24 protein-coding genes are annotated in these 21,498 nt (G+C 69.9%); 13 read left to right on the top strand and 11 right to left on the bottom strand.

Features of this window, described 5'->3' with window-relative positions; all coding sequences use genetic code 11:
* Window positions 1-57: 57 nt before the first annotated feature.
* From CQ042_RS04195 to CQ042_RS04170, 6 genes are all read right to left on the bottom strand, one after another.
* Window positions 58-795 (bottom strand): amino acid ABC transporter ATP-binding protein, encoded by a 738-nt coding sequence (locus CQ042_RS04195; RefSeq protein ID WP_105669020.1) that lies wholly within the window; start codon window positions 793-795, stop codon window positions 58-60.
* Window positions 792-1,658: an amino acid ABC transporter permease gene (locus CQ042_RS04190; protein WP_105669019.1), complete on the bottom strand. Its 867-nt coding sequence runs from the start codon at window positions 1,656-1,658 to the stop codon at window positions 792-794. The genes CQ042_RS04195 and CQ042_RS04190 overlap by 4 nt, the downstream gene beginning before the upstream one ends.
* A complete protein-coding gene (locus CQ042_RS04185; protein ID WP_105669017.1) occupies window positions 1,655-2,506 on the bottom strand; it encodes an ABC transporter substrate-binding protein in 852 nt (283 codons plus the stop codon). The genes CQ042_RS04190 and CQ042_RS04185 overlap by 4 nt, the downstream gene beginning before the upstream one ends.
* Window positions 2,507-2,612: 106 nt before the next feature.
* Window positions 2,613-3,041, bottom strand: coding sequence for a cupin domain-containing protein (locus tag CQ042_RS04180; protein WP_105669015.1), 429 nt, complete (start codon window positions 3,039-3,041; stop codon window positions 2,613-2,615).
* Between the two features lie 43 nt (window positions 3,042-3,084).
* The gene (locus CQ042_RS04175; RefSeq protein ID WP_105669282.1) at window positions 3,085-4,380 is read right to left on the bottom strand and encodes an amidohydrolase family protein; all 1,296 of its coding nucleotides are present in this window, start codon (window positions 4,378-4,380) and stop codon (window positions 3,085-3,087) included.
* Window positions 4,377-5,819, bottom strand: a complete 1,443-nt coding sequence (locus tag CQ042_RS04170; protein ID WP_105669014.1) for an adenosylhomocysteinase — start codon at window positions 5,817-5,819, stop codon at window positions 4,377-4,379. The genes CQ042_RS04175 and CQ042_RS04170 overlap by 4 nt, the downstream gene beginning before the upstream one ends.
* A gap of 123 nt (window positions 5,820-5,942) precedes the next feature.
* Here CQ042_RS04170 and CQ042_RS04165 point away from each other — a divergent pair, with 123 nt between their 5' ends.
* Window positions 5,943-7,325, top strand: coding sequence for an LLM class flavin-dependent oxidoreductase (locus CQ042_RS04165; protein WP_105669013.1), 1,383 nt, complete (start codon window positions 5,943-5,945; stop codon window positions 7,323-7,325).
* 75 nt (window positions 7,326-7,400) lie between these two features.
* On the opposite strand, the gene CQ042_RS20375 is transcribed toward CQ042_RS04165, so the two are convergent.
* The gene (locus CQ042_RS20375) at window positions 7,401-7,577 is read right to left on the bottom strand and encodes a hypothetical protein (RefSeq protein WP_181157431.1); all 177 of its coding nucleotides are present in this window, start codon (window positions 7,575-7,577) and stop codon (window positions 7,401-7,403) included.
* A gap of 182 nt (window positions 7,578-7,759) precedes the next feature.
* Here CQ042_RS20375 and CQ042_RS04160 point away from each other — a divergent pair, with 182 nt between their 5' ends.
* Window positions 7,760-8,074 carry a hypothetical protein gene (locus tag CQ042_RS04160; RefSeq protein WP_258132020.1) on the top strand — a complete coding sequence of 105 codons (315 nt, stop codon included), beginning with the start codon at window positions 7,760-7,762 and terminating at the stop codon, window positions 8,072-8,074.
* Between the two features lie 31 nt (window positions 8,075-8,105).
* Here CQ042_RS04160 and CQ042_RS04155 read toward each other — a convergent pair whose 3' ends face one another.
* Together CQ042_RS04155 and CQ042_RS04150 are read right to left on the bottom strand one after the other, a co-directional pair.
* A complete protein-coding gene (locus CQ042_RS04155) occupies window positions 8,106-9,278 on the bottom strand; it encodes an exo-beta-N-acetylmuramidase NamZ domain-containing protein (RefSeq protein WP_105669010.1) in 1,173 nt (390 codons plus the stop codon).
* A 5-nt stretch (window positions 9,279-9,283) separates the two neighbouring features.
* Complete coding sequence (locus CQ042_RS04150) at window positions 9,284-10,150, bottom strand: MurR/RpiR family transcriptional regulator (RefSeq protein ID WP_258132019.1); 867 nt, start codon at window positions 10,148-10,150, stop codon at window positions 9,284-9,286.
* Between the two features lie 151 nt (window positions 10,151-10,301).
* On the opposite strand from CQ042_RS04150, the gene CQ042_RS04145 reads away from it, so the two are divergent.
* Genes CQ042_RS04145 through CQ042_RS04125 form a run of 5 tightly spaced genes read left to right on the top strand, consistent with a single transcriptional unit; the run spans window position 10,302 to window position 15,205 of the window.
* A complete protein-coding gene (locus tag CQ042_RS04145; protein ID WP_105669007.1) occupies window positions 10,302-11,594 on the top strand; it encodes an ABC transporter substrate-binding protein in 1,293 nt (430 codons plus the stop codon).
* 58 nt (window positions 11,595-11,652) lie between these two features.
* Window positions 11,653-12,609: a carbohydrate ABC transporter permease gene (locus tag CQ042_RS04140; protein WP_105669005.1), complete on the top strand. Its 957-nt coding sequence runs from the start codon at window positions 11,653-11,655 to the stop codon at window positions 12,607-12,609.
* Complete coding sequence (locus CQ042_RS04135) at window positions 12,609-13,529, top strand: carbohydrate ABC transporter permease (RefSeq protein ID WP_105669004.1); 921 nt, start codon at window positions 12,609-12,611, stop codon at window positions 13,527-13,529. The genes CQ042_RS04140 and CQ042_RS04135 overlap by 1 nt, the downstream gene beginning before the upstream one ends.
* 7 nt (window positions 13,530-13,536) lie before the next feature.
* Window positions 13,537-14,517 (top strand): serine hydrolase, encoded by a 981-nt coding sequence (locus CQ042_RS04130; protein ID WP_105669002.1) that lies wholly within the window; start codon window positions 13,537-13,539, stop codon window positions 14,515-14,517.
* Between the two features lie 43 nt (window positions 14,518-14,560).
* Window positions 14,561-15,205, top strand: coding sequence for a hypothetical protein (locus CQ042_RS04125; RefSeq protein ID WP_105669000.1), 645 nt, complete (start codon window positions 14,561-14,563; stop codon window positions 15,203-15,205).
* 66 nt (window positions 15,206-15,271) lie between these two features.
* Here CQ042_RS04125 and CQ042_RS04120 read toward each other — a convergent pair whose 3' ends face one another.
* Together CQ042_RS04120 and CQ042_RS04115 are read right to left on the bottom strand one after the other, a co-directional pair.
* Window positions 15,272-16,327, bottom strand: coding sequence for a hypothetical protein (locus tag CQ042_RS04120; protein ID WP_146115341.1), 1,056 nt, complete (start codon window positions 16,325-16,327; stop codon window positions 15,272-15,274).
* A 73-nt stretch (window positions 16,328-16,400) separates the two neighbouring features.
* Entirely contained in the window at window positions 16,401-17,126 is a 726-nt protein-coding gene (locus CQ042_RS04115; RefSeq protein ID WP_258132018.1) for a MerR family transcriptional regulator, read from the bottom strand.
* Between the two features lie 64 nt (window positions 17,127-17,190).
* On the opposite strand from CQ042_RS04115, the gene CQ042_RS04110 reads away from it, so the two are divergent.
* The 6 genes from CQ042_RS04110 to CQ042_RS04085 all read left to right on the top strand — a co-directional run bounded on the left by CQ042_RS04110 (window position 17,191) and on the right by CQ042_RS04085 (window position 21,487).
* The gene (locus CQ042_RS04110) at window positions 17,191-17,625 is read left to right on the top strand and encodes a DUF6194 family protein (RefSeq protein ID WP_258132017.1); all 435 of its coding nucleotides are present in this window, start codon (window positions 17,191-17,193) and stop codon (window positions 17,623-17,625) included.
* 2 nt (window positions 17,626-17,627) lie between these two features.
* Entirely contained in the window at window positions 17,628-18,158 is a 531-nt protein-coding gene (locus tag CQ042_RS04105; RefSeq protein ID WP_105668994.1) for a putative immunity protein, read from the top strand.
* A gap of 53 nt (window positions 18,159-18,211) precedes the next feature.
* Window positions 18,212-18,889, top strand: coding sequence for a response regulator transcription factor (locus CQ042_RS04100; RefSeq protein WP_105668992.1), 678 nt, complete (start codon window positions 18,212-18,214; stop codon window positions 18,887-18,889).
* Window positions 18,882-20,198 (top strand): cell wall metabolism sensor histidine kinase WalK, encoded by a 1,317-nt coding sequence (locus CQ042_RS04095; RefSeq protein ID WP_258132016.1) that lies wholly within the window; start codon window positions 18,882-18,884, stop codon window positions 20,196-20,198. Before CQ042_RS04100 ends, CQ042_RS04095 begins: the two co-directional genes overlap by 8 nt.
* A gap of 79 nt (window positions 20,199-20,277) precedes the next feature.
* Entirely contained in the window at window positions 20,278-21,117 is an 840-nt protein-coding gene (locus tag CQ042_RS04090) for a hypothetical protein (protein WP_258132032.1), read from the top strand.
* 142 nt (window positions 21,118-21,259) lie between these two features.
* Window positions 21,260-21,487 (top strand): RNA-binding S4 domain-containing protein, encoded by a 228-nt coding sequence (locus CQ042_RS04085; protein WP_105668988.1) that lies wholly within the window; start codon window positions 21,260-21,262, stop codon window positions 21,485-21,487.
* Window positions 21,488-21,498 lie beyond the last annotated feature (11 nt).

Here is a 21,498-nt window from a genome sequence, read left to right as displayed (position 1 = left end):
CCGCACGGGGCCAGTGCTGCACGGGGCCAGTGCCGCACGGGGCCAGGAAGTCACGGGTCAGTGCCGCACGCGTGCGAGGAAGTCCGCGGTCGCGGCCTGCTGCGGGGCATCGAACACCTGAGACGGCGGCCCCTGTTCGACCACGACGCCGTGCTCGAGGAACACGATGCGGTCGGCGACCTCTCGGGCGAACGACATCTCGTGCGTCGCCATCACGATCGTGGCGCCCTGATGCTTCAGCTCGCGCACCAGGTCGAGCACCTCGCCCACCAACTGCGGGTCGAGCGCACTCGTGATCTCGTCGAGCAGCAACACCTCGGGCTGCGTGAGGATCGCGCGCACGATCGCCACGCGCTGCTGCTGCCCACCCGAGAGCCGGTCGGGGTACTCGTCGGCCTTGTCGCCGAGCCCGAGCGTCTCGAGCAGCTCGCGCGCCTTGGTGCGCGCGTCCGTCTTGCGCATGCCGTGCACGCGGACCGCCGCGAGGGTGACGTTCTCGAGCACGGTGAGGTGCGGGAACAGGTTGAAGTGCTGGAACACGACCCCGATCCGGGCGCGGACGGCGTCGGCATTCACCCGCGGGTCGGTGATGTCGTCGCCGGCGAGGAAGATCTGCCCGTCGTCGATGCCCTCGATGAGGTTCATGGTCTTGAGCAGCGTCGACTTGCCGGAGCCCGAGGCGCCGATCAGCACGACGACCTCGTGCGTGCCGACCGTGAGGTCGATCCCGCGGAGCACGTCATGGTCGCCGAAGCGCTTGCGCACCGCCCTGGCCTCGATCACGGGGACGCTCATACGACTCCTCCGGCCTGCTCGCGCTTGTTCATCCGGGCCGTGACGACGTCGGTGAGGCGGATCATCGGCCAGCTCAGGATGATGAACATGAGCCCTGCCACGATGTACGGCGTGAAGTTGTAGGTCTCGGCGACCAGCAGCTGCGCCGCCCGGACGGCATCGACCGCGCCGAGCACCGAGATCAGGCCGACGTCCTTCTGCATCGACACGAAATCGTTCATGAGCGCGGGCACGACCTTGCGCACGCCCTGCGGGATCACGACGATGCGGAGGGTCTGTCCGTGGGTCAGGCCGAGCGATCGCGCGGCGATGCGCTGCGAGGGGTGCACGGCCTCCATGCCGGCGCGGAGCACCTCGGCGACGTAGGCGGAGTAGGTGAGGACCAGGGCGATCGTGCCCCAGAACATCGCCGGCATGCGCGGGAAGATCATCAGCGCCGGGATGCCGAAGCCGACGAGGTACAGCACGATCAGCAGGGGCACGCCCCGGAAGAAGTCGGTGTACGCGGCGGCCAGAGCGCGCAGCGGGAAGAACACCGGCCCGCGCAGGGAGCGCATCGTGGCCAGCAGCGTGCCGAGGATCGCGACGCACACCGCGGCGATCGCCAGCACCAGGAGGTTGACCAGCAGGCCCTGGAAGATCGGCCCGACGCTCTCGAGCGCGACCTGCGGGTCGAAGAACGTCTGGCTGACGATCGCCCAGCCGGGAGTGTTGACGATGACGACGATCAGCACGGCCGCGAGGGCGAGGCTGCTGCCGAGCGCGATCAGGACCGACTTCGTGGTCGCCCGGCGCCGCAGAGCGCGGCGTGACAGCTCGAGCGCGCTCGGCTGCCACTCCGCGTCGACGGAGGTCGAGGTCATTTCAGGACGGGGACGTCGACCGCGTCGCTGAGCCACTTCTGCTGCAGCTCATCGAGCGTGCCGTCGTCGCGCAGGGCGTCGACCGCCTCGGTGACGTCCGCCGTGAGCGCGGAGCCCTTCGGCAGCACGATGCCGAAGTCGTCGCCGCCGTCCGCGTCGGCGAACTGTCCGGTGACGACACCGTCGTCGAGCTGAGCGCCGACGACGTAGAACGCGCCGGGGAGATCGGTGATCATGGCGTCGATCTGGCCGCCCTTGAGCGCGAGCACGACGTCGTCGACCGAGTTGAAGACGCTGAGGTTGCCTTCACCGAGCTGGGCCTTGGCGACCGTGTAGCTGGTGGTGCCGCTGGCGACGCCGACCTTGGCGGTCTTGAGCTCGTCGATCGTGGTCGCCGATGCCGCAGGCGAATCGCCGACCGCGACGACGGCCTGCGTGGTCGTGTAGTACGGCGACGAGAAGTCGACGGCCTTCTTGCGGTCATCCGTGATGGAGAACTGCTGCAGATTGATGTCCCAGTCCTTCGGACCAGGGGCGATGGCGCCGTCGAAGGTCGTGCGCACCCAGACGATGTCGTCGGCCTTGTAGCCGAGCTGTTCGGCGACGGCGTTCGCGACCGCACCCTCGAAGCCCTCGCCGTTGGCGGGGTCGTCGTCGACGAACCACGGCTCGTAGTTGGGCTCGCCGGTGGCGATCGTGAGCTTGCCCTCGGTCACGGTCTGCAGGCCGGATCCTTCACCGCTGCCCGAGTCGGCGGACGGCGTGCTGCACGCGGAGAGGGTGAGGGCGATGGCGGCGGCCGCAGCGGCGACGGCGGCTGCACGGCGGAGGGAGGGAGCGAAGGACACGATGACTCCAGGCGAGGAAGGGTATGGAGAGGACGGCGAGGCGGGACGGCTCTGGTTCTGCACTGTCCTGATCTGCGCTGTCTGTTCTGCAGAGACGGGTCTGCCTCTACAGAGTAGGCGATGCGGCGAGTCGCCAATCGGCGAAGTCGAAACCTGGAGACACGAAGCACGACACCAGGACCTCGTCGGCATCGAGCGGCCGCGCCGCCTGCCACACGCCGGCCGGCACCAGCATCTGCGCGGCTTCGTCGGGACCGAGCACCACGATCGTCGCTTCGCCCGGTTCCGCGCCGTCTCCACCGAGGCTGAGTTCGAGCCGACCCGGTCCATGCCAGAGCCACAGCTCGTCGCTGGTCACGACATGCCATTCGCTCTTCTCCGACGGCAGCAGGAGGTAGTGGATGCAGGTGGCCGCCGGTCGCTGGCCGTTCGGCGTCTCGACGAGCAACGGGCTCGTCCAGGTGCGGCGGAACCACCCGCCCTCGGGGTGCGGGGCGAGGTCGAGCCGCTCGGCGGTCGTGGGGCGCTGTGTCATGAGACACCTCCGGGTTCAGGGCGGGTTCAGGCGACCGGAATGTTCACGGGGTGACCGCGGCCCGGTCGAAGGAGTCGATCGCGTAGCGCACCTCGCCGGACACGACCGTGGCGGCGGTGCGGCCAGACCCGTGCTCGACGAGTTCGGCGACCGCGTCGGGGCCGGCGGGGACGTCGAAGAACGTGAGGTCGGCGAGGGCTCCGACGGCGAGGTACCCGGTGCGGTCGGGGCCGACGTCGATCCCCATGGCGTGCGCACCACCGAGCGTCGCGGCTCCGAGCAGGCGCGCGTGCAGGTCGCGGTCGGTGTAGCCCTGCGAGCGGGCGATGCGGGCGAGCTCGGCCACGTCGGCCAGCACGTCGAGCGAGGGGCTCGACGACAGCGAGTCGGTACCGACGGCGATCGGGCTGCCCTCGCGCAGGTACGCGGCGATCGGCGGCTCCTCGAGTCCGATGACGGCGTTGGACCGCGGGCACAGGGCGACGGTCGTACGGCGCTCCCGCAGGATGGCGCGATCCCTGGCGCTCATGTAGACCCCGTGCGCGATGTGGCAGTCGGGGCCGAGCACGCCGAGCTGGTCGACGAAATCGGTGGCGCTGGTGCCGAACCCGGCCTTGCGCAGCTCCTGGAAGCTGGCGAGACCCGCGGTGTGCCAGGCCTGCGGATGCTCGTGCGCGAACTCGCTCTCGAAGGCGGCCTCACCGAGGTGGATGTGGATGCGTCCGCCGCGCTCGCGCACGATGTCGGGGATCTCCAGGAGCGGCTCGATGTCGAGCGAGTAGGGCGCATGCGGCGACAGGCCGGTTCCCGGCGGGGTCGGCAGCGCGTCGAGGGCCTGCTCGACCTGCGCGCGCCCGGTGCGCGCCCAGTCGGCGTTGGTCCAGCTCATCACCTCCCAGTAGGTGATTCCATGCAGTCGGGCGTCGTGCAGGGCGGTCGCCGCCGCGCGGTCGGTCACCACGTCGGCCACGGCCGTCGTGCCGGAGCGCAGTGCCTGTGCGGCACCATCCGCGGCATCCGCCGCCCAGTCGCGCCCTCCTTCGTACACCGGGTCGAAAGCGCGCACCCAGTCGTCGAAGCCGTCGTACCGCCCGCGTCCGACCGAGGCCATGCCGGTGTACTGCAGGTGGGTGTGCGCGTTCACGAGTCCGGGGGTGAGCACGCCGTGCCAGTGCACCTCTTCCGCCTCGATCCCGCGTTCCGAGAGCGATCGCAGCACCCATTCGCGTTCGCCGACGTGCATGATGCGTCCGTCGCGGACGGCCACCGCTCCGTCGACGATCGGCGGCGCCGTGACCGGGACCACGAGGCCTGCGGAGTAGACGGTGACGGCGGTCATGCGGATGCTCCCCCGAATCGCGGCGAGCGCCACTCGCGTTGCGCCTCGACCTGGGCCTGGCTGCGCTCGTCGATGTGCTCGCCCCGCAGCGCGAGGGCCGCAATGCCGATCGTCGTGTCGGCCTCGGCAGGAAGCGGGTGCACTCCGGCGGACAGGTCGTGTGAGAGCAGGTACTCGACGGCGGAGAGCTGCACCGAGAACGACAGGTCCATGATCTCGATCGGGTTGCCCTCGCCGGCGGAGAGGTTCACGCAGCCGCCGCGGGCGATCACGAGCGCGCCGTCACCCGCACGCTCGACGTACGGCGAGGCTCCCCCGCGCGGTCCCGAATACGGTCGCAGCGTCGACACATCCAGGTCGATCTCGTGCGGGACACCGCCCGCGACCGCGACGACCGCTGCCTCGCGGAGCACCTCGGCGTCGACCGTGTGCGGCGCCCCGGTGGCCGAGACGACGAGCGCCCCGGGAGCGAGATCGTGCAGCCGACCGATGCGGTACCCGTCGTGTGCGGCCCGCAGCGCGCGGACGGGATCGGTCTCGGTGACGAAGACCTGCACGCCGAGTGCGCGCAGGTGCGCGGCGACGCCCTCACCGACCGGGCCGTAGCCGACCACGACCGCCGGCTGGTCACGGATGTCGATGCCCGCGGCATCCAGCGCATCGGCGATCGCGAACACGCACGACTGGCCGGTGCCGTAGCGGTTGTCGAACGAGGTCTTGGTCAGGGCATCGTTCACCGCGATCACCGGAATCCCGAGCACGCCCTCGCGCTCCATGAGCCGCAGGGGCGTGAGCCCGCTCGTGGTCTCCTCCGCCGCACCGCGCAGCCCGCCGGCGAGACCCTCTTCATGGGCGAGGCGGATCAGGTGCGAGCCGTCGTCGAGCAGCAGGTCGAAGCCACGGCGAAGGAACGACACAGCGGCGGCCCGCTCGGCGGCACCGGAGAGCGAGGGGTCCCCGTCGACGGGGATGCCCCGGGACCGCAGTACCTCGGCGACCTCGACGTCGATCTCATCGGGGTGGGCGTAGACGGCGACCGTGGCGCCCGCGTCCCGCAGCAGCAGAGCGAGCTGGGCGGTCTTCGGCTCGAGCACCATCGCGATGCCGATCCGCACTCCGCGCACCGTTCCGGCCTCGCGCAGCCGTCGGGCGCGGTCTGTCGCGACGGGCATGTGGCGTCCGGCCGCATCGACGCGATCCTCCGCCGTCTCGCGCGCGGGCAACGCGCGACCATCGAGCAGGATCTCGGGCGTCTCCCCCGGCGCGAACACGACACCCGCATCGCCGGGATGAGCGCCGAGAGCGGGGAGCAGCTGACGCAGCGCACCGGCCACGGCATCAGTACCGACCACCGAGAAGTCTCGACCCGACACGAGCAGGTTGGTCTCGCGGGCGAAGCGGCGCACCAGACGCTGGGCTGTCGCGGTCTCGTCGGTCACCAGTCAAGGGTAGAGCCACGGGAGGTTGCGTGAATGCCAGAGCTTCGAAGGCGGGACTCTCGAATGTGTCCGCGAATTTCGGCGACCCTGGATTCGCCCGCGTCGTTCGCCTTTCATGGGGGCATGACCCGTCAGATCCGCTTCAACGCCTTCGACATGAACTGCGTCGCCCACCAGTCGTCCGGCCTGTGGCGGCACCCCGACGACCGGTCCCGCCAGTACAACACCATCGGGTACTGGACGGATCTGGCGAAGCTGCTGGAGAGCGCGGCCTTCGACGGCATCTTCATCGCCGACGTGCTCGGCACCTACGACGTCTACGGCGGCACGAACGAGGCCGCGATCCGCAACGGCGCCCAGGTGCCCGTGAACGACCCGATCCTGCTGGTGAGCGCGATGGCCGCTGTGACCGAGAACCTGGGCTTCGGGATCACGGCCGGCACCGCATTCGAGCACCCGTACCCGTTCGCGCGCCGCCTCAGCACACTCGACCACCTCACGCAGGGCCGTGTCGGCTGGAACGTCGTGACCGGCTACCTGCCCAGTGCCGCGCGCAACATGGGCCAGGAGGACCAGCTCGCGCACGACGACCGCTACGACCATGCGGACGAATACGTCGAGGTGCTCTACAAGCTCTGGGAGGGTTCGTGGGAAGACGACGCCGTGGTCGAGGACCGCGAACGCGGCATCTTCACAGACCCGGCCAAGGTGCACCCGATCGGGCATGAGGGCAAGCACTTCAGCGTGCCCGGCATCCACATCTCCGAGCCGTCGCCGCAGCGCACCCCGGTGATCTACCAGGCCGGAGCGAGCCCGCGCGGCGTGAAGTTCGCGGCCGAGAACGCCGAGGCCATCTTCGTCGCCGCCCCCTCGAAGGAGGTGCTCGCCGGCACCGTCAAGCGCATCCGCGACGCTCTCGAGGCGGCCGGTCGTGACCGCTACGACGCCCGCATCTACACGCTGCTCACCGTGATCACCGCAGCGACCGGCGAAGAGGCCACAGCGAAGCACGCCGAGTACCTCTCTTATGCGAGCCCCGAGGGCGCGCTCACGTTCATGTCGGGGTGGATGGGCGTCGACCTGTCGCAGTACGCCGAGGACGAGCCGGTCGGGAACGTCGAGTCGAACGCGATCCAGTCGGTGCTGCAACACCTCAAGGAGGAGGCCGACCTCGGCCGCGAGTGGACGGTCGGCGACTTCGGACGCCACAACGCGATCGGCGGCCTCGGCCCCACGATCGTCGGATCCGGCGTCGAGATCGCCGACGAACTGCAGTCGTGGGTGGAGGAGACCGACATCGACGGCTTCAACCTCGCCTACGCGGTCACCCCCGGCACCTGGCAGGACATCATCGAGCACGTGATCCCGGTGCTGCGCGAGCGCGGCGCCTACCCCGAGGAGTACGCGCCGGGAACGCTCCGCAACAAGCTCCACGGCCGCGGCGACCGCGTGCAGGACACGCACCGCGCCGCGAAGTACCGCGTCGGGGCCTTCGCGAAGGCATAGCCACTTTCGAATCGCGCAACTGGTCGCTTCCGAGGCGAATTCGCGACCAGTTGCGCGATTCGAAGGGCCGGGGGGTCAGTCGTCGCTGCGGGCGAAGAGGCCGCGGAGCACGAGGAAGACCACGACGGCGACGACCGCCACGATCGCGAGCTTGAAGAAGAACGCGAGGACCGAGAACAACGCGCTCACGATCCACCACGCGATCACGACGGCGAGGATGACGCCGAGGATGGTCCAGATGTTCTTGGTCATGCCTCCAGCCTACGGAGTCGAAGCGGCGGGGATCTCGTCGAGCGAGCGGAACACGGCCGATCCGAGTTCTCGTGCGATCTCGACCGGCGTGCCGTCTCGTACATGACGTCGCCCTCCCCGGCACCCGCCGCATCGAGGGTGCGAAGGACCGGCAGTGCGACCCACTCCCCGATCATCGGCACGTGACCGAGGCGGAAGATCGGCCCGGACGCCTCCTCGAGACGGGCGAGGATCTGGGCGATCAGGGCAGGATCGGCGCGACCGGAGTCGATCCCGAGCGCGGCCTCACCACCGGCGACCTCGACGATGCCGTCACGAAGCGGGCGCTCGCCTCACGCTGCCCGGAGACGATCGTGCTCGCCAGCGAGGAGAAGATCGGCGTCGTCGCACACCAGCCCGTCCTACCACTCGGAGCCGTCAGCGGCATCGTCACCGACCCGCACGACACGAATCCGATGATCGCGGTGATCGGCGCACGCCTCGGCGTCCGAGGCTGACGCCGGATTCGCACAGGATGCGACGCGAGGGTCAGCGGTAGAGCAGATCCTCCGCGACGGCATCCCGCCATCCGGGGACGGCGAAGCGCTCCGGGTCGTTCCATTCGCCGTGGACGATCTGCGCGAACGCCCCCTCGACGCCGAACAGCTTCTCGATCGGCGACCAGTCCGACTCCCCCGGCATCGGGACGAGCGAGCGTTCCTCGAGCACGCCGGGGTGGATCTCCTCGATCAGCGAGAGCAGGCGCGCACCGGTGTGCACCGGTCGAAGAGCGTCCGCATCCGTGACGTGCAGGATCACGCCCTCGCACGCCTCGCCGGCGTGGTCGCGCACCAGCGGCGTGAAGCCGTAGGGCACGGCCGTGACGCCGGGCAGTCCCGCGGCGGCGATGGCTGCGGCGTAACGCTCCCCGTCGATGAAGGGCGCGGCGATGACGCGGAACGGCACCGCGGTGCTGCGACCCTCCGACACGTTCACGCCCTCCGCCAGACAGGTGCCCGGATACAGCAGCGCCGTCGTGGGGCTGGGGAGGTTCGGGGACGGCGGCATCCACGTGCCCTCCCCGCCCCCGATCGGCGCATCGCGAGACCACCCGTCGACCTCGATCACGTCCAGCTCGACGTCGATCCCTCGGGTGCGCACCCAGTGCCGCGCCAGCTCGCCGATCGTGAGCCCGTGCCGGATCGGCATGCTCCACCGCCCGACGAGGGACTGCGCCCGCTCGTCGAGCATCGGCCCCTCCGCGCGGTCGAGACGGCCGCCGATCGGGTTCGGGCGATCGAGCACGACCACAGCCACTCCGGCATCCGCGCACGCTTCGAGCACGTGGCTCATGGTCCAGATGTACGTGTAGAACCGGGCACCGACGTCGGGCAGATCGATGAGCATCACATCGAGATCGGCGAGGTCGGCGGCGGCAGGGCGCACCGCGTCGCCGTACAGGCTGCGCACCTCGACGCCGGTGACCGGATCGACGAGATCATCGACGAGCTCGCCTTCGCGCGCACGACCCGAGAGCCCGTGCTCCGGCCCGAACAGCCTCGTGAACCGCCATCCGGTCGCCGCCAGCGGCTCCCTTCCTCGCCGCAGATCGGAGGTCAGCGCGAGATCGTTCGTGACCATGCCGATGCGGCTCGCGGTCAGGCGGGCGAGCAGCTCGGGCTGGATGTCGCGTCGGATCAGGCGGTCGATGCCGAAGAGCATGAGGATCAGTCGATTCTGTGGTCGGTGACGGCGTTGTAGGTGCGCTGGAGGTTGTCGGAGATCGTGTCGTAGTCGGCCTGCGCGATGCGTGTGAACAGGAAGTCGAGCACTGCGAGCTGCGCGATGCGACTGGCCATCGCTCCGGATCGGAACGTGGACTCCGAGACGGCGGTGACCAGCACGAGCGAGCAGACGCGCGCGAGCGGGGACCGAGGATTGTTGGTGATCGCGATGGTGGTCGCTCCCGCGCGGGCAGCGACCTCGGCGGACTGCACGATCTCGAGCGTGCGCCCCGAATGCGAGATCGCGAACGCGACGTCACGCTCGTCGAGGAGCGCGGCACCGGTGAGCGCGAGGTGCAGATCGGTGCGCGCCTGCGCCACGAGTCCTGCGCGGTGCAGCTTCTGCTCGAGATCCTGCGCCGCCAGCCCGCTCGCTGCGGCACCGTAGATGTCGATGCGGCGGGCGGCGCGCACGGCGTCGACGCAACGTTCGAGCTCGTCGATGTCGATCTGACGCGCCGTGCGCTCGATGGCGGACGCCTCGGCGAACGCGATCTTCCGCACGGTCGTGAGCGCATCGTCGTAGCGGCTCACATCGCTCTCCGACACCTTGAACCGCTCGCGGTCGGAGGCGCTGCGGTCCAGTTCGGTCGCCAGCGCGAGCCGCAGATCGGGGTATCCCGAGAAGCCCAGGCTCTGCGTGAAGCGCGCGATGCTCGCGATCGAGGTGTCGCAGGCCGCGGCGAGCTGCGTGATCGACGATTCGACGACGCTCTGGGGGTCGGCGAGCACATGCTCGGCGATCCGGCGCTCGGTGGGCGTGAGCGCAGAGAGGCGCTGGTGGATCGCGGTCATCGCACTGGTGGGCACGCGATCAGGATTGCAGACCCGAACCGGGAATGGAAGGAATTTTCGTAAAGGGGTTGAAATCCTGTAAGAAATTGCCCAAAGTGGGCGGGAGGCTTTCACAGCAGAGACGCCCGGTCTGTCAGACGGCTCTCATTCACCCGAGAGGAACCCCATGCGACACCGCACCACACGACTTGCCCTCACCGCAGGTCTTCTCGTCACAGGCCTTGCCCTGGCCGGCTGCGCACCTGCGGCATCCAGCGGCGAAGGAGCCGACGGCGCCGAGGAGATCACGCTCACCATCTGGTCATGGCAGGCCTCGTCCTCGCCGAAGTGGGAGGCCGTCTTCGACAAGTACGAGGAGTCGCACCCCGGCGTGACGATCCAGTTCGAAGGCTTCCAGCCCACCGAGTACAACCAGATCCTGGCCACCGGCCTCGAGGGCAGCGACGGCCCGGACATCGCCATGCTCCGCGCCTACGGCGGCATCCAGTCCGCGATCCAGTCCGAGCAGATCGTCCCGATCGACGACATCGTCGACGGGCTCGACCAGTTCGACCCCACCGTGCTCCGCGCCGCGCAGGGCAAGGACGACGGCGTCACCTACGGCGTGCCTTTCGCGTACCAGACGATGCAGATGTTCTACAACAAGACGATGTTCGACGACATGGGTCTGGAAGAGCCCACGGACTGGGACGAGTTCATCGACCTGCAGGAGACCCTGCTCGAGGAGGGCGTCACCCCGATGGCACTCGGCGCCCGCGAGGACTGGGTGCTGCCGATGTTCCACGACATCGTGGGCTCGTCGAACTACGGCGGCGCCGACTTCGAGGAGAAGGTGCTCAGCGGCGCAGCCGACTTCACCGACCCGGCATACGTCTCGTCGCTCGGCATCGTCAAGGACATGCAGAAGTACCTCGACAAGAACGTCAACGCGATCGCCGTCGCCGATGCCGTGCTGCAGTTCACCTCGGGCCAGGCCGCACAGTGGCCCGGTGGCTCGTTCGACCTGCCCACGTTCCAGAACTCCGCTCCGGACATCGAGTGGGGCGTCTACGAGGTGCCGCCGGCTCCCGGCAGCGCGCTCGACCACGCCGTGACCCCCGGCTACGCGGACGGCAGCTTCGGCATCAACGCCTCGAGCGACCAGCAGGAGGCCGCGACCGAGCTCCTCAACTGGATGACGACGGCCGAGTTCGGCCAGCTCGTCGCCGATGAGGTCGACCAGTTCTCGGCGCTGCCCGGTGTGAAGTACTCCGACCCGCTGATGCAGGAGATGAACGAGCAGTACACGGCCAACCCGGCGCCGTACCTGCTGCTCGTGGACTTCCGTTACGGAGACCCGACCGGCACCGCGGTGCTCGGCCCCGACATCCAGGCGATGTTCCTCGGAGACAAGACACCGGAGCAGCTCGGGACCGACCTGCAGTCCGGGATCTCCACCTGGTTCACCCCCGCATCCTGATCCGACCGTGGTGGGGGCGCCGACTCCGGCGCCCCCACCACGCAGCGAAAGAAGCATCATGGCCCTGACCCTCCCCCTCCGCCGGGAGAAGACGCGGCGTTCGCGCACGGGGATCGCGCTGTCGACCCCGACCGCGACGTTGTTCGTCCTCCCCGCCGCGGTTCTGTTCGCCGTGCTCATCCTCTACCCGATGCTCGCGGCGCTCAGCTATTCGTTCTTCGACTGGCAGGGAACCAAGCAGGGCGGTTTCGCCGGGGTCGGGAACTACATCACGCTCCTCACGAAGGAGCCCTACGCCTCCGAGCTGTGGAACGCGTTCGGACACAACCTCCTGCTCTTCGCGGGCGCACTCGTCTTCCAGAACTCCCTCGGCCTCGGCATCGCGACGCTGCTGCACCGCCGCAAGCGCACCAAGCGCTTCTTCCAGACGATCTTCGCGCTGCCCTACCTCGTCAGCCCGATGGTGATCGGATACCTGTGGTCCCTGATGCTGTCGCCGCTGTTCGGCCCGGTCAACGCCATCCTCCGCGGCGTCGGACTCGAGAGCCTCGCGCTCCCCTGGCTCGGCGACCCGCAGCTCGCGATCTGGGTCATCGTGCTCGTCAGCGCCTGGCAGTGGATCGGGTTCCCGATCCTGCTCTACGGCGCAGCCCTCGGCGGCATCCCCGAGGAGATCGAAGAGGCCGCCGCGCTCGACGGCGCCACAGCCGGCAAGCGCTTCCGCTACATCACCCTGCCGATGCTCACGCCGACGATCGGCATCATCACCGTGCTCACCTTCATCGGCAGCATGGAGGCGATGGCCATCCCGTTCGCCCTCGCCGGGTCGAACGGCGCCCCCGCCGGATCGACCGACGTGATGATGCTCCTGTTCTACCGGACCGCCTTCGAGTCGGGGAACCCCAACTCGATCGGCGTCTCCTCCGCGCTCGCGACCGTCCTGTTCATCTTCATCATGGTGATCTCGGTCGTGATCACCACGACGATGCGTCGCGCCGAACGAAAGCTGTTCTGATGAGCACCGCCACCGAACCCCGCATCGAGCCGACGACCGAGGCGATCGTCTCGGGCCGTCGCCCGTCCGCACCACGGCGCCGCACGAGCCGCACGTCCGACACCCCGTTCATCGGACGCCTGTTCGCGAACGTGTTCCTCTGGGGCTACGCGCTGGTCGCGATCGGTCCGCTGCTGCTCATGGTCAACAACTCGCTGCGCACGCAGCAGCAGATCGCCACGGAACCGCTCGGCCTTCCGGTGCCGCCGACGTTCACGAGCTTCCAGAGCGCCTGGATCACGGCCTCCTTCGACACCTACTTCCTCAACTCGATCACCGTCACGGTCGGCTCTGTGATCGTCACGACCGTCGTGTCGGTACTCGCCGCGTACGCGTTCGCCCGCGCCAGGGCGAAGTTCTTCCGCGGCATCGAGGCGATCTTCCTCTCCGGGCTCATGCTGCCGGTGCATCTCGCGATCCTGCCGCTGTTCTACCTGCTCGACTCGCTCAAGATGACGAGCAACGTCTTCAGCCTGATCCTCGTCTACGGCGCCCTCGGCATCCCGTTCACGACCTTCGTGCTGACCGTCTTCTTCCGTGCGCTGCCGATCGAGCTCGAAGAGGCCGCGCGCATCGACGGCGCCGGCCCGTTCCGCACGTTCATCCAGATCCTGCTGCCGCTCGTACGTCCCGCTCTCGCGACGGTGATCGTCTTCCGGTTCGTGCCGGTGTGGAACGACTTCTTCTACCCGCTGATCCTGCTTCGCGACCGCGATTCGTACACACTGCCCGTCGGTCTCACCCGCTTCTTCGGCGAGTACTCCACCGACTGGCCGCAGCTGTTCGCCGGACTGACGATCGCGACGATCCCGCTGATCGTGCTGTTCCTCCTGGCGACCAAGCAGATCATCAACGGACTCACCTCCGGGATGAGCAAGTGAGTCGCACGTGGTGAACGGGGCGCCGGGCTCGGCGTGGGCCTCACTGCGGTCCTCGGACCGCGGCGCAGACGAGGAACTGACACTGCTCGGCACCCCGGCGCACGACGACCCCACCCCGCTGCGAGCGGATCACCTGTTCGACCTGGCTTCGCTCACGAAGATCTTCACGACCGTCGCCGCGCTGCGTCTCGTCGACGCCGGCGAGATCGACCTCGATGCGCCGGTCGCGGATGTGCTGACCGTCGGCACCGGAGCGGACGCCGGCCGCATCACGCTGCGACACCTGCTCACGCACACCTCCGGGCTTCCCGCCGAAGGCGGCGCCTGGCGGGAAGGCCTCGCAGGAGACGAGCTCCGCACGACCGTGCTGCGCAGCGAGCTGCGTGCGGAGCCCGGCACCGCGCACCTGTACTCCGACGTCGGATTCATCGCGGTCGGCGAGTTGCTCGAGCGGGTTTCGGGACGCCCTCTCGCGGCACTCGTCGCGGAAGCGGCTGCCCCGCTGGGCGCGGACGCCCTCACCTGGAGCCCCTCCGCGGCGCACGCCGTGGCGACCGAGGTGCAGCCGCATCGCGGTCCGGTGCGCGGCGAGGTCCACGACGAACTGGCGCACGCTCTCGTCCGCCCCGCCGGACACGCCGGGCTCTTCGGGACGGTGCACGACGTCGCCGCGCTCGCACGCATGATCCGTGACGAGGGCACGGGGGCGCAGGGGCGAGTGCTCTCCGCGGACAGCGTGCGGCTGCTCGTGACGCCGGTCGTCGCCGCGGACGCAGGCTACGGCCAGGCGATCGGCCTCCGGGTGCGCGACTCCGCCTGGATGGGCGATCCGGTAGCGGTCGGCCACACCGGCTTCACCGGGACCGCATTCGCGGTCGACCTCGACTCCGGCGGCTGGGGCGTGCTGCTGCTCAATCGCGTGCACCCTTCGCGAGACGGCACCGACGTGAGTGCGGTGCGACGGGAGTTCTTCCGGACCCTCGGCTGAGAGGCGGGGCGTGTTCCCCTCGCGACTCCACTAGCGTCGTCCCATGACGTTCACGCCCCTCCGGTCGCGGTCGCGCGATCTCTCCTCGTGGTTCGCCACGCGACCGGACCTCTTCGTCTCCGAACGCTCCCCGCGAAGATCCACGACCTGGCTGCTCATCGCCGCCCTGATGGTCATCCTGATGGTCGTGGTCTATGCCAGCCCCGATGCGACGGTCGCGCTTCTGGGTGGACGTGTGCGCAGCGGCCTCGCGATCGGCGGCGCCTTCTTCCTTCCTCCGACCGTCTTCGCGGCGAGCATCGCGATGTTCTTCATCGGCACGAGACGCTGGCGGGTCAAGGGCGGCGGTGCGCTGACGAACCCGGTGGTCCACGGTGTCGCGGCGGGATTCCCTCTCGATCAGGCCACGGCCGCGCTGCAGCGGGGGAGCTCCGACATCGCCGGCATCGTCGACGCGCTGAAGACCGTGATCGCGCACCGCGGGGATGACCGGCTGCTCACGATCTGGACCTCCGAGTCCGACCGCGCGATGTACATCGGCGTGATCCGCGTCGACGGCAAGAAGCTCTGGATCGATTCCGAACCGGTCCCGGTGGATCCGGCGCTCGTGTTCGACGTGAAGGAGCTCGACCGCGCCGCTCTGCGCGAGCACGCCGGTCTCGACCGCCCCCGCACCGACAGGCGCTGAACCGACAGGAGCTGACCTGGCGGCCGCTGACCTCGCGACCCGACCCCGACCCGACCCCGGCCTCGATCAGGACAGGGCGCGACCGAGTCCGGAGAACACGAGCGACGCCTCACCGCGGTCGAGGCTCGCGAGTCGCTCCGGCGAGCGCTCCTCCCCGGGCGGCAACTGCTCCGGATCCCGCCACGCCCGATGAGCGAGGACGTCGGGGCTCTTGAGGCCGTAGGCGTCGCGCAGCGCGGCGACGCACCGCTCCGCGAGCTCGCGGTATTCGATCGCGTACGCCGGGAGGGAGAGCTCTGTGGTCCAGTTCCGCTGTGCGACCCCGGGCGGCTCCCATCCGGCGGCCCGCAGCACCGACTCGTCGGCGTCTACGACGACATCGATCCCCGGCGCCTCGACGGACAGGGCATCAGGGCCTCCGGCGAACTGCACGTACCGCAGCGGATCGTCCTCGACGGAGACGATGAGGAACACGCGGTCCGTCACGCCGCGGAGCGCGGTGATGAGGCGGAGCGTGAACGCGCCCCACTCCGAGGGCTCCCCTTCCGGTACCCGCGGGACGGCCCGTGGAGCGGGGGTTCGTCGTGACTCGTCGCTCGGTGCCGCCCACGGCATCGGCTCGGGGGTGCGTGTGGTCGTGAAGCGAAGCTCCCGGTCGTCGACGGCGACGAACTTCAGCCACAGCTGCAGCTCCGGGCGCTCGAAGCCGACCCTCTCGAACCCCTGCTCGGCGGCCCGCGAGTCGCCCGTGCCGAGCCGGACCAGCGCTCCTCCGTCGGACTCTCCTCTGCCGGGTTCGCCTCTGTCGGGCTCGCCTCCGCCGGACGCGCCTCCGCCGGGCTCGACGGTGACGGGGATGCCGCGATACGTGCCTCGATGCTCGACGCGGTAGCACTCGAGCTGCTCGTCAGGGGCGATGTTCCGCACGTACCCGCTCCCGATCTTCCGGAAGCCGAGGACCGGGGTGCGACTCCAGAGCGCCCAGTGCCCGCCGGGCGTCGCGAGCGGGTACTCCTCGGTCCCGACGCGAACGTACCGACCCGACTTCTGCACGGTCAGCACCGCGGCTTCCGGTCGGGTCGCACCCGAGGGTGCGTCTCGGTCGGCGGTAGAGCTCTCCACGTCATACGAGACACCCTAGGCGAGCGCTCCGTCGTCACGGAGGAAGGGGACGTCGCGGACGGGGATCGAGCGATCACTCCGCATCGACTCGGTCGTCGAACAGGGCATGAAGCTGCCCGGCGGCGGCGAGAAGGGCGATGCTGCGTCGGGTGAGCACGCCGAGCCTGGCGCGGAGGATGCGCTGCACCGCGCTCGCATCGGCGTGCAGGCGCACCTGTTCGAGGATGTCCGCGATCGCGGGGATGCCGTAGCCGCCGGATCGGAGGGCGGCGACGATCCGCGCCTCGGTGATGGCCCCCGCGGCGTACGACCGCGACGATGCCGCATCGCGCAGCGGATGCACGAGGCCCTCCCGCTCCCAATGACGCAGCGCAGATGCACGGATGCCGAGCGCCTGCGCGAGCTCGCCGATCGTCATCGCATCCGCGTCGACGAACACGTCGTCAGCCTCGGTCATGGCGACGTCGAGACCGTGCAACGCCTCCCGCACCCGGGAGCGCTCGTCGGCGAGATCGGCGTGCAGCTCGTCGATCCGCGCGGCCGCCTCCTCCACGGGAGCCTCGATCAGCAGCGGCATCAGGCGGCGGGCGGGGACGGGACCGATCGCCTCCGCCATCGCCCGGTACGCGCGCACGGCCGTCTCGTGTCGCGTCCGATACCGGCGGTACCCGTTCGACCCGCGCTCGGCGGGCGGGATGACACCGAGACGCTCCAGGCCGCGCACCTGCTGGGTCGAGTACCCCACGCGGCCGCCGAGCACCGCGGTGGTCATCGCCTGCTCTTGAGGGTTGCGCATCATCTTTCCCTTGTTTTCGGTTCGCATGTCCACATAAGCACTTCAGCATCACCATTGAAGGATGGAAATGCAGGAGATCATCGAATCGGTCCGCGGTCTCGACGGCGTCCTCGTCGTCGAACCCGAAGAAGGCAGCGACTTCCCCGCGCTGTCGTGGGGAGACACCTACCTCTACTACGCACCCGATGGGCGGATGCCGGAGCGCACCCAGCCGTACGGGACGATCATCACGAAGGACTACCCGGACGACACCTCGTCCGCCCTGGATGCTCCCGGACGCTTCCGGGTGAACATCCACGTCGGGCGCGAACAGACGGAATCGATCGCGGATGCTGACGCCGATCCGACCGCGGCCGACGTGTTCCACCGGCATCCGCTCTACGGCGCCTCCGGCTGGGTGTGCGTGATCGACCCGGCGGAGCGGACGGCGGATGCGGTGCTCGCTCTTCTTCGCGAGGCGCACGAGACCGCACGATCACGCATCGAACGCCGAGCGCGGTGAGCATGACCACCCCGCAGGGCATGACCGAGGCAGACCGACGGATCGTCGCCGTCTGGGCGGCCGATTGCGCCGAGCGGGTGCTGCCCCTGTTCGAGAGGGAAGCGCCGGACGACGACCGTGCGCGCGATGCGATCGTGCGCACGCGCGCCTTCGCCCGCGGAGAGCTCACGGCCGCGGGCGAGATCCGTCGGCGTTTCGTCGCGGGCCGAGCCGCCCGCAGCGCGACCACCCCGGCGGGTGTCGCCGCGGCCCGCGCGGCCGCCCAGGCCGCAGGCGTCGCCCACATGGGCGCCCACGCGCTCGGGGCCGCCGCCTATGCCGCGAGGGCCGTCGAGCTCGCGCATCCGGACGATCCCGAGGCGCGCTCCGTTGAAGTGCACCGGCAGCTCGCCGATCTCTCCCCCGTGGTGGCCTCGACCCTGCGACGCCTGCCACCCCTCGGCGAGGACACCGCCGGTCCGCTCGGCCCCGGCCTGCTCGCCTCCGGCACCCTCGGCGAGATCATCCGCGAGATCCAGTCCCACCTCCGCTGAGGACGCAAGACCGCTTCAGCCCCGATTCAGCGTCGACCGGCCACACTGGAGGAATGCGGATCCTGGTGGTGGACGACGAGGTGCGCCTCGCCGAGGGCGTGCGCCGCGGGCTCGAGGCCGAGGGCTTCGCGGTCGACGTCGCGCACAACGGCGTCGACGGACTCTGGCGGGCGCGCGAGACGCGGTACGACGCGATCGTGCTCGACCTGATGATGCCGGGCATGAGCGGGTGGAAGGTGTGCGAGGCGCTCAGAGCCGAGGAGAACTGGACGCCCGTGCTGATGCTCACCGCGAAGGACGGCGAGTGGGACCAGGTCGAGGCTCTCGAGACCGGGGCCGACGACTACGTCACCAAGCCGTTCTCGTTCGCGATCCTCGTCGCCCGCCTGCGTGCGCTCGTGCGCCGCGGGGCCGTCGCACGCCCCGCGATCCTCGAAGCGGGAGACCTGCGACTCGACCCCGCCGCGCACCGCGTCTGGCGCGGCGAGACCCCGGTGACGCTCACCGCGCGCGAGTTCTCGGTGCTCGAGTATCTGATGCGCCATCGCGGCCAGGTGCTCTCCAAGCGCGCCCTCATCGACGGGGTCTGGGACGACGACTTCGACGGTGACCCCAACATCGTCGAGGTCTACGTCGGGCATCTGCGCCGCAAGCTCGACAAGCCGTTCGGACGCGAGGCGATCGAGACCATCCGCGGTGCGGGCTACCGGCTGGCGGCGAACGGTGGCTAGCCGCGGCTGGCGCTCGGTGCGCGGCAGGACCACGCTGGGAGCGACCGTCGTCGTCGCGATCGCACTGCTCGTCGGCGCGTTCTCGTTCTACGGCGTCCTCAGTGCCAGCGTCCACGGCAGCACGGAGCGTGCAGCCGAGCAGCGTCTCGACGAGCTCTCCCAGCGCGCCGATGGGCCGGCAGGCAAGGGCATCGATGCCGTCGACGACGAGATCCTGCAGATCATCGGCCCGGACGGATCGGTCCGCGCCGCCAGCGAAGACGCCAGGGAGAAGCTCGGGTCGACACCTCTCCCGGTCGACGACGATCCGCAGACGACGACCGTCGACGGCGAATCCGTCCTCGTCGTCTCGGAAGACCTCGAGGGCGATCAGACGCTCGTGCTCGCCGTCTCGATGGACGACGACGCCGAGACCCTGGCGACGGTCGCGACGCTGCTGGCCATCGCCGTCCCGCTTCTCCTGCTGCTCGTGGCCGTGACCACGTGGCTCGTCGTGGGCCGCGCACTCCGCCCGGTCGAGCGCATCCGCGAAGAGGTCGACGGCATCACGGCCGAGCGCCTGCACACGCGTGTGCCGGTGCCGGAGACGGCGGATGAGATCGCCGCCCTCGCGACGACCATGAACGGCATGCTCGATCGGCTCGATGCCGCCGCCACCGCGCAGCGGCGCTTCGTGTCGGATGCGTCGCACGAGTTGCGCTCCCCCCTCGCGACGATCCGGCAGCACGCCGAGCTCGCCCAGGCTCATCCCGACGTCACGAGCATCGGGGAGCTCGCGGAGGTCGTGTCGGAGGAGGGACTGCGCCTGCAGGGGATCGTCGAATCCCTGCTGCTGCTCGCCCGACTCGACGAGGGCGCGAGCACGCACGACGAGGCGCTCGACCTCGACGATGTCGCCCTCGGCGAGGTGCGCCGACTGCGCGCGGCCGGTCTCGATGTCGACGGCTCCGGCATCCATGCCGCCCGGGTGCACGGCGATCCCCGCTTGCTGGGCCAGCTGGTGCGCAACCTGGCCGACAACGCCGCCCGCCACAGCCGTGGGCGGGTCGCGATCGGGGTGACCCCGTCGCAGGGCTACGTGTTCGTGACCGTCGAGGACGACGGCGGCGGCGTGCCCACGGAGGAGCGCGAGCGGATCTTCGAGCGCTTCGTGCGCCTCGACGAGGCCCGCAGCCGCGACGCCGGAGGCAGCGGGCTGGGACTCGCGATCGCCCGCGGCATCGCCGCCTCCAGCCGCGGCACCCTCATCGTCGACGAGTCCCGCTGGGGTGGCGCGCGCTTCGTCCTCACCCTCCCCCTCGGCTCCTGACGGGAGCTCCCGACACTTCCTGAAGAAGGCTTCAGGACGCTTCAGGGAGGCTTCAGCGCCCGCGCGAGAGCATCGAGACATGGACGACAAGACACCCACTCCCGACCAGACGCCCGAGCCCGCTCCCGAGAGCACGCCGGATGCGCAGACGGTTCCCGTGACTCCGACGCCGGCCCCCGCTGCCCCGGCTCCCGACTCCGGGCAGCACCCGACGTTCCCGGCAGCCGAGCCCGTCGCCGCCCCTGCGGCAGCCGGACCGAAGCCCGGCCGCAAGCGCGCGCTCCTCATCGGCGGCGGTATCGCCGCCGCCGTGGTGCTCGCCGGCGGCGGCATCGCGGTCGGTGCGGCGATCGGCGACGAGTTCGGCGACGACGACCGCGCCTCGATGTCCGACGGCCCTCGCCACGATGACGCAGACGACCACGGTCAGCGCGGAGACGACCACGACGACGCGCCCTCGAACGGCGGTGCGTCCTCGAACGGCCGCGGCCCGGTGACCGGCATCGGCACGGCATCCGCCGACGAGCTGATCGAGATCGCGGATGCCGCGCGCGGTGCTGCCGAGGGCGATGTCACCTCGATCGACGCGAAGCGCGACGGCACCTGGGAGGTGCAGCTGACGAACGCTGCCGGTGACGAGACCGAGGTCCGCGTCGCCGAGGACCTCTCCACGACGATCACCTCGACCGACGCCGCCGATGGCGACGACACGGGTCCCGCTCTGACGCTGGACGACGAGACGATCCGCGCCCTCGTCACGGCAGCCCTCGCCGAGGCCGACGGCATGGTCACCGACCTCGACGTCGATGGCGACGACGTGAGCCCCTACGACGCGTCGGTCCTCACCTCGGACAACCGCTCGATCGACATCGACTTCGGCGCGGACTTCGCCGTCGTCGGAACCGACATCGACGACTGAACGGGGAGCACCGTCCTGCCGGGCGGACCCTGAGACGCCCGACACCCCGATGCCGCCGGTCCCCTCCCCGAGGACCGGCGGCATCGTCTCGTCCAGGCAGCCGAGTTCCGCCGCTCCGGACGCCGACGGCTACCATTCAAGGATGACGAACACGGATCCGATCAACGACATCTCCATCGGCGGTGAGGTGATCCGCCTCGGCCAGTTCCTCAAGTTCGCCGGCCTCCTCGACTCGGGCGGCGACGCCAAAGAGGTCATCATCGACGGCTACGTGACGGTGAACGGCGAGATCGATCGTCGCCGCGGACGTCAGCTGCGCGACGGCGACCTGGTCGCCTTCGAAGGTCGCACGGTCCGCGTCCGTCCCTGAGACGCGCGCGC

The sequence above is a fragment of the Microbacterium sp. MYb62 genome (assembly GCF_002979475.1).
Classification (GTDB): Bacteria; Actinomycetota; Actinomycetes; order Actinomycetales; family Microbacteriaceae; genus Microbacterium.
Note: the sequence above shows the minus strand (reverse complement) of the source record. Positions and strands in the feature narration are given on the sequence as shown.

Coding starts and splice junctions, on each gene's coding strand:
- CQ042_RS04195 (WP_105669020.1), bottom strand. CDS start 795: ATGAGCGTCCCCGTGATCGAGGCCAGGGCGGTGCGCAAGCGCTTCGGC.
- CQ042_RS04190 (WP_105669019.1), bottom strand. CDS start 1,658: ATGACCTCGACCTCCGTCGACGCGGAGTGGCAGCCGAGCGCGCTCGAG.
- CQ042_RS04180 (WP_105669015.1), bottom strand. CDS start 3,041: ATGACACAGCGCCCCACGACCGCCGAGCGGCTCGACCTCGCCCCGCAC.
- CQ042_RS04175 (WP_105669282.1), bottom strand. CDS start 4,380: ATGACCGCCGTCACCGTCTACTCCGCAGGCCTCGTGGTCCCGGTCACG.
- CQ042_RS04165 (WP_105669013.1), top strand. CDS start 5,943: ATGACCCGTCAGATCCGCTTCAACGCCTTCGACATGAACTGCGTCGCC.
- CQ042_RS20375 (WP_181157431.1), bottom strand. CDS start 7,577: ATGACCAAGAACATCTGGACCATCCTCGGCGTCATCCTCGCCGTCGTG.
- CQ042_RS04155 (WP_105669010.1), bottom strand. CDS start 9,278: ATGCTCTTCGGCATCGACCGCCTGATCCGACGCGACATCCAGCCCGAG.
- CQ042_RS04145 (WP_105669007.1), top strand. CDS start 10,302: ATGCGACACCGCACCACACGACTTGCCCTCACCGCAGGTCTTCTCGTC.
- CQ042_RS04140 (WP_105669005.1), top strand. CDS start 11,653: ATGGCCCTGACCCTCCCCCTCCGCCGGGAGAAGACGCGGCGTTCGCGC.
- CQ042_RS04135 (WP_105669004.1), top strand. CDS start 12,609: ATGAGCACCGCCACCGAACCCCGCATCGAGCCGACGACCGAGGCGATC.
- CQ042_RS04125 (WP_105669000.1), top strand. CDS start 14,561: ATGACGTTCACGCCCCTCCGGTCGCGGTCGCGCGATCTCTCCTCGTGG.
- CQ042_RS04115 (WP_258132018.1), bottom strand. CDS start 17,126: ATGATGCGCAACCCTCAAGAGCAGGCGATGACCACCGCGGTGCTCGGC.
- CQ042_RS04110 (WP_258132017.1), top strand. CDS start 17,191: ATGCAGGAGATCATCGAATCGGTCCGCGGTCTCGACGGCGTCCTCGTC.
- CQ042_RS04105 (WP_105668994.1), top strand. CDS start 17,628: ATGACCACCCCGCAGGGCATGACCGAGGCAGACCGACGGATCGTCGCC.
- CQ042_RS04100 (WP_105668992.1), top strand. CDS start 18,212: ATGCGGATCCTGGTGGTGGACGACGAGGTGCGCCTCGCCGAGGGCGTG.
- CQ042_RS04090 (WP_258132032.1), top strand. CDS start 20,278: ATGGACGACAAGACACCCACTCCCGACCAGACGCCCGAGCCCGCTCCC.
- CQ042_RS04085 (WP_105668988.1), top strand. CDS start 21,260: ATGACGAACACGGATCCGATCAACGACATCTCCATCGGCGGTGAGGTG.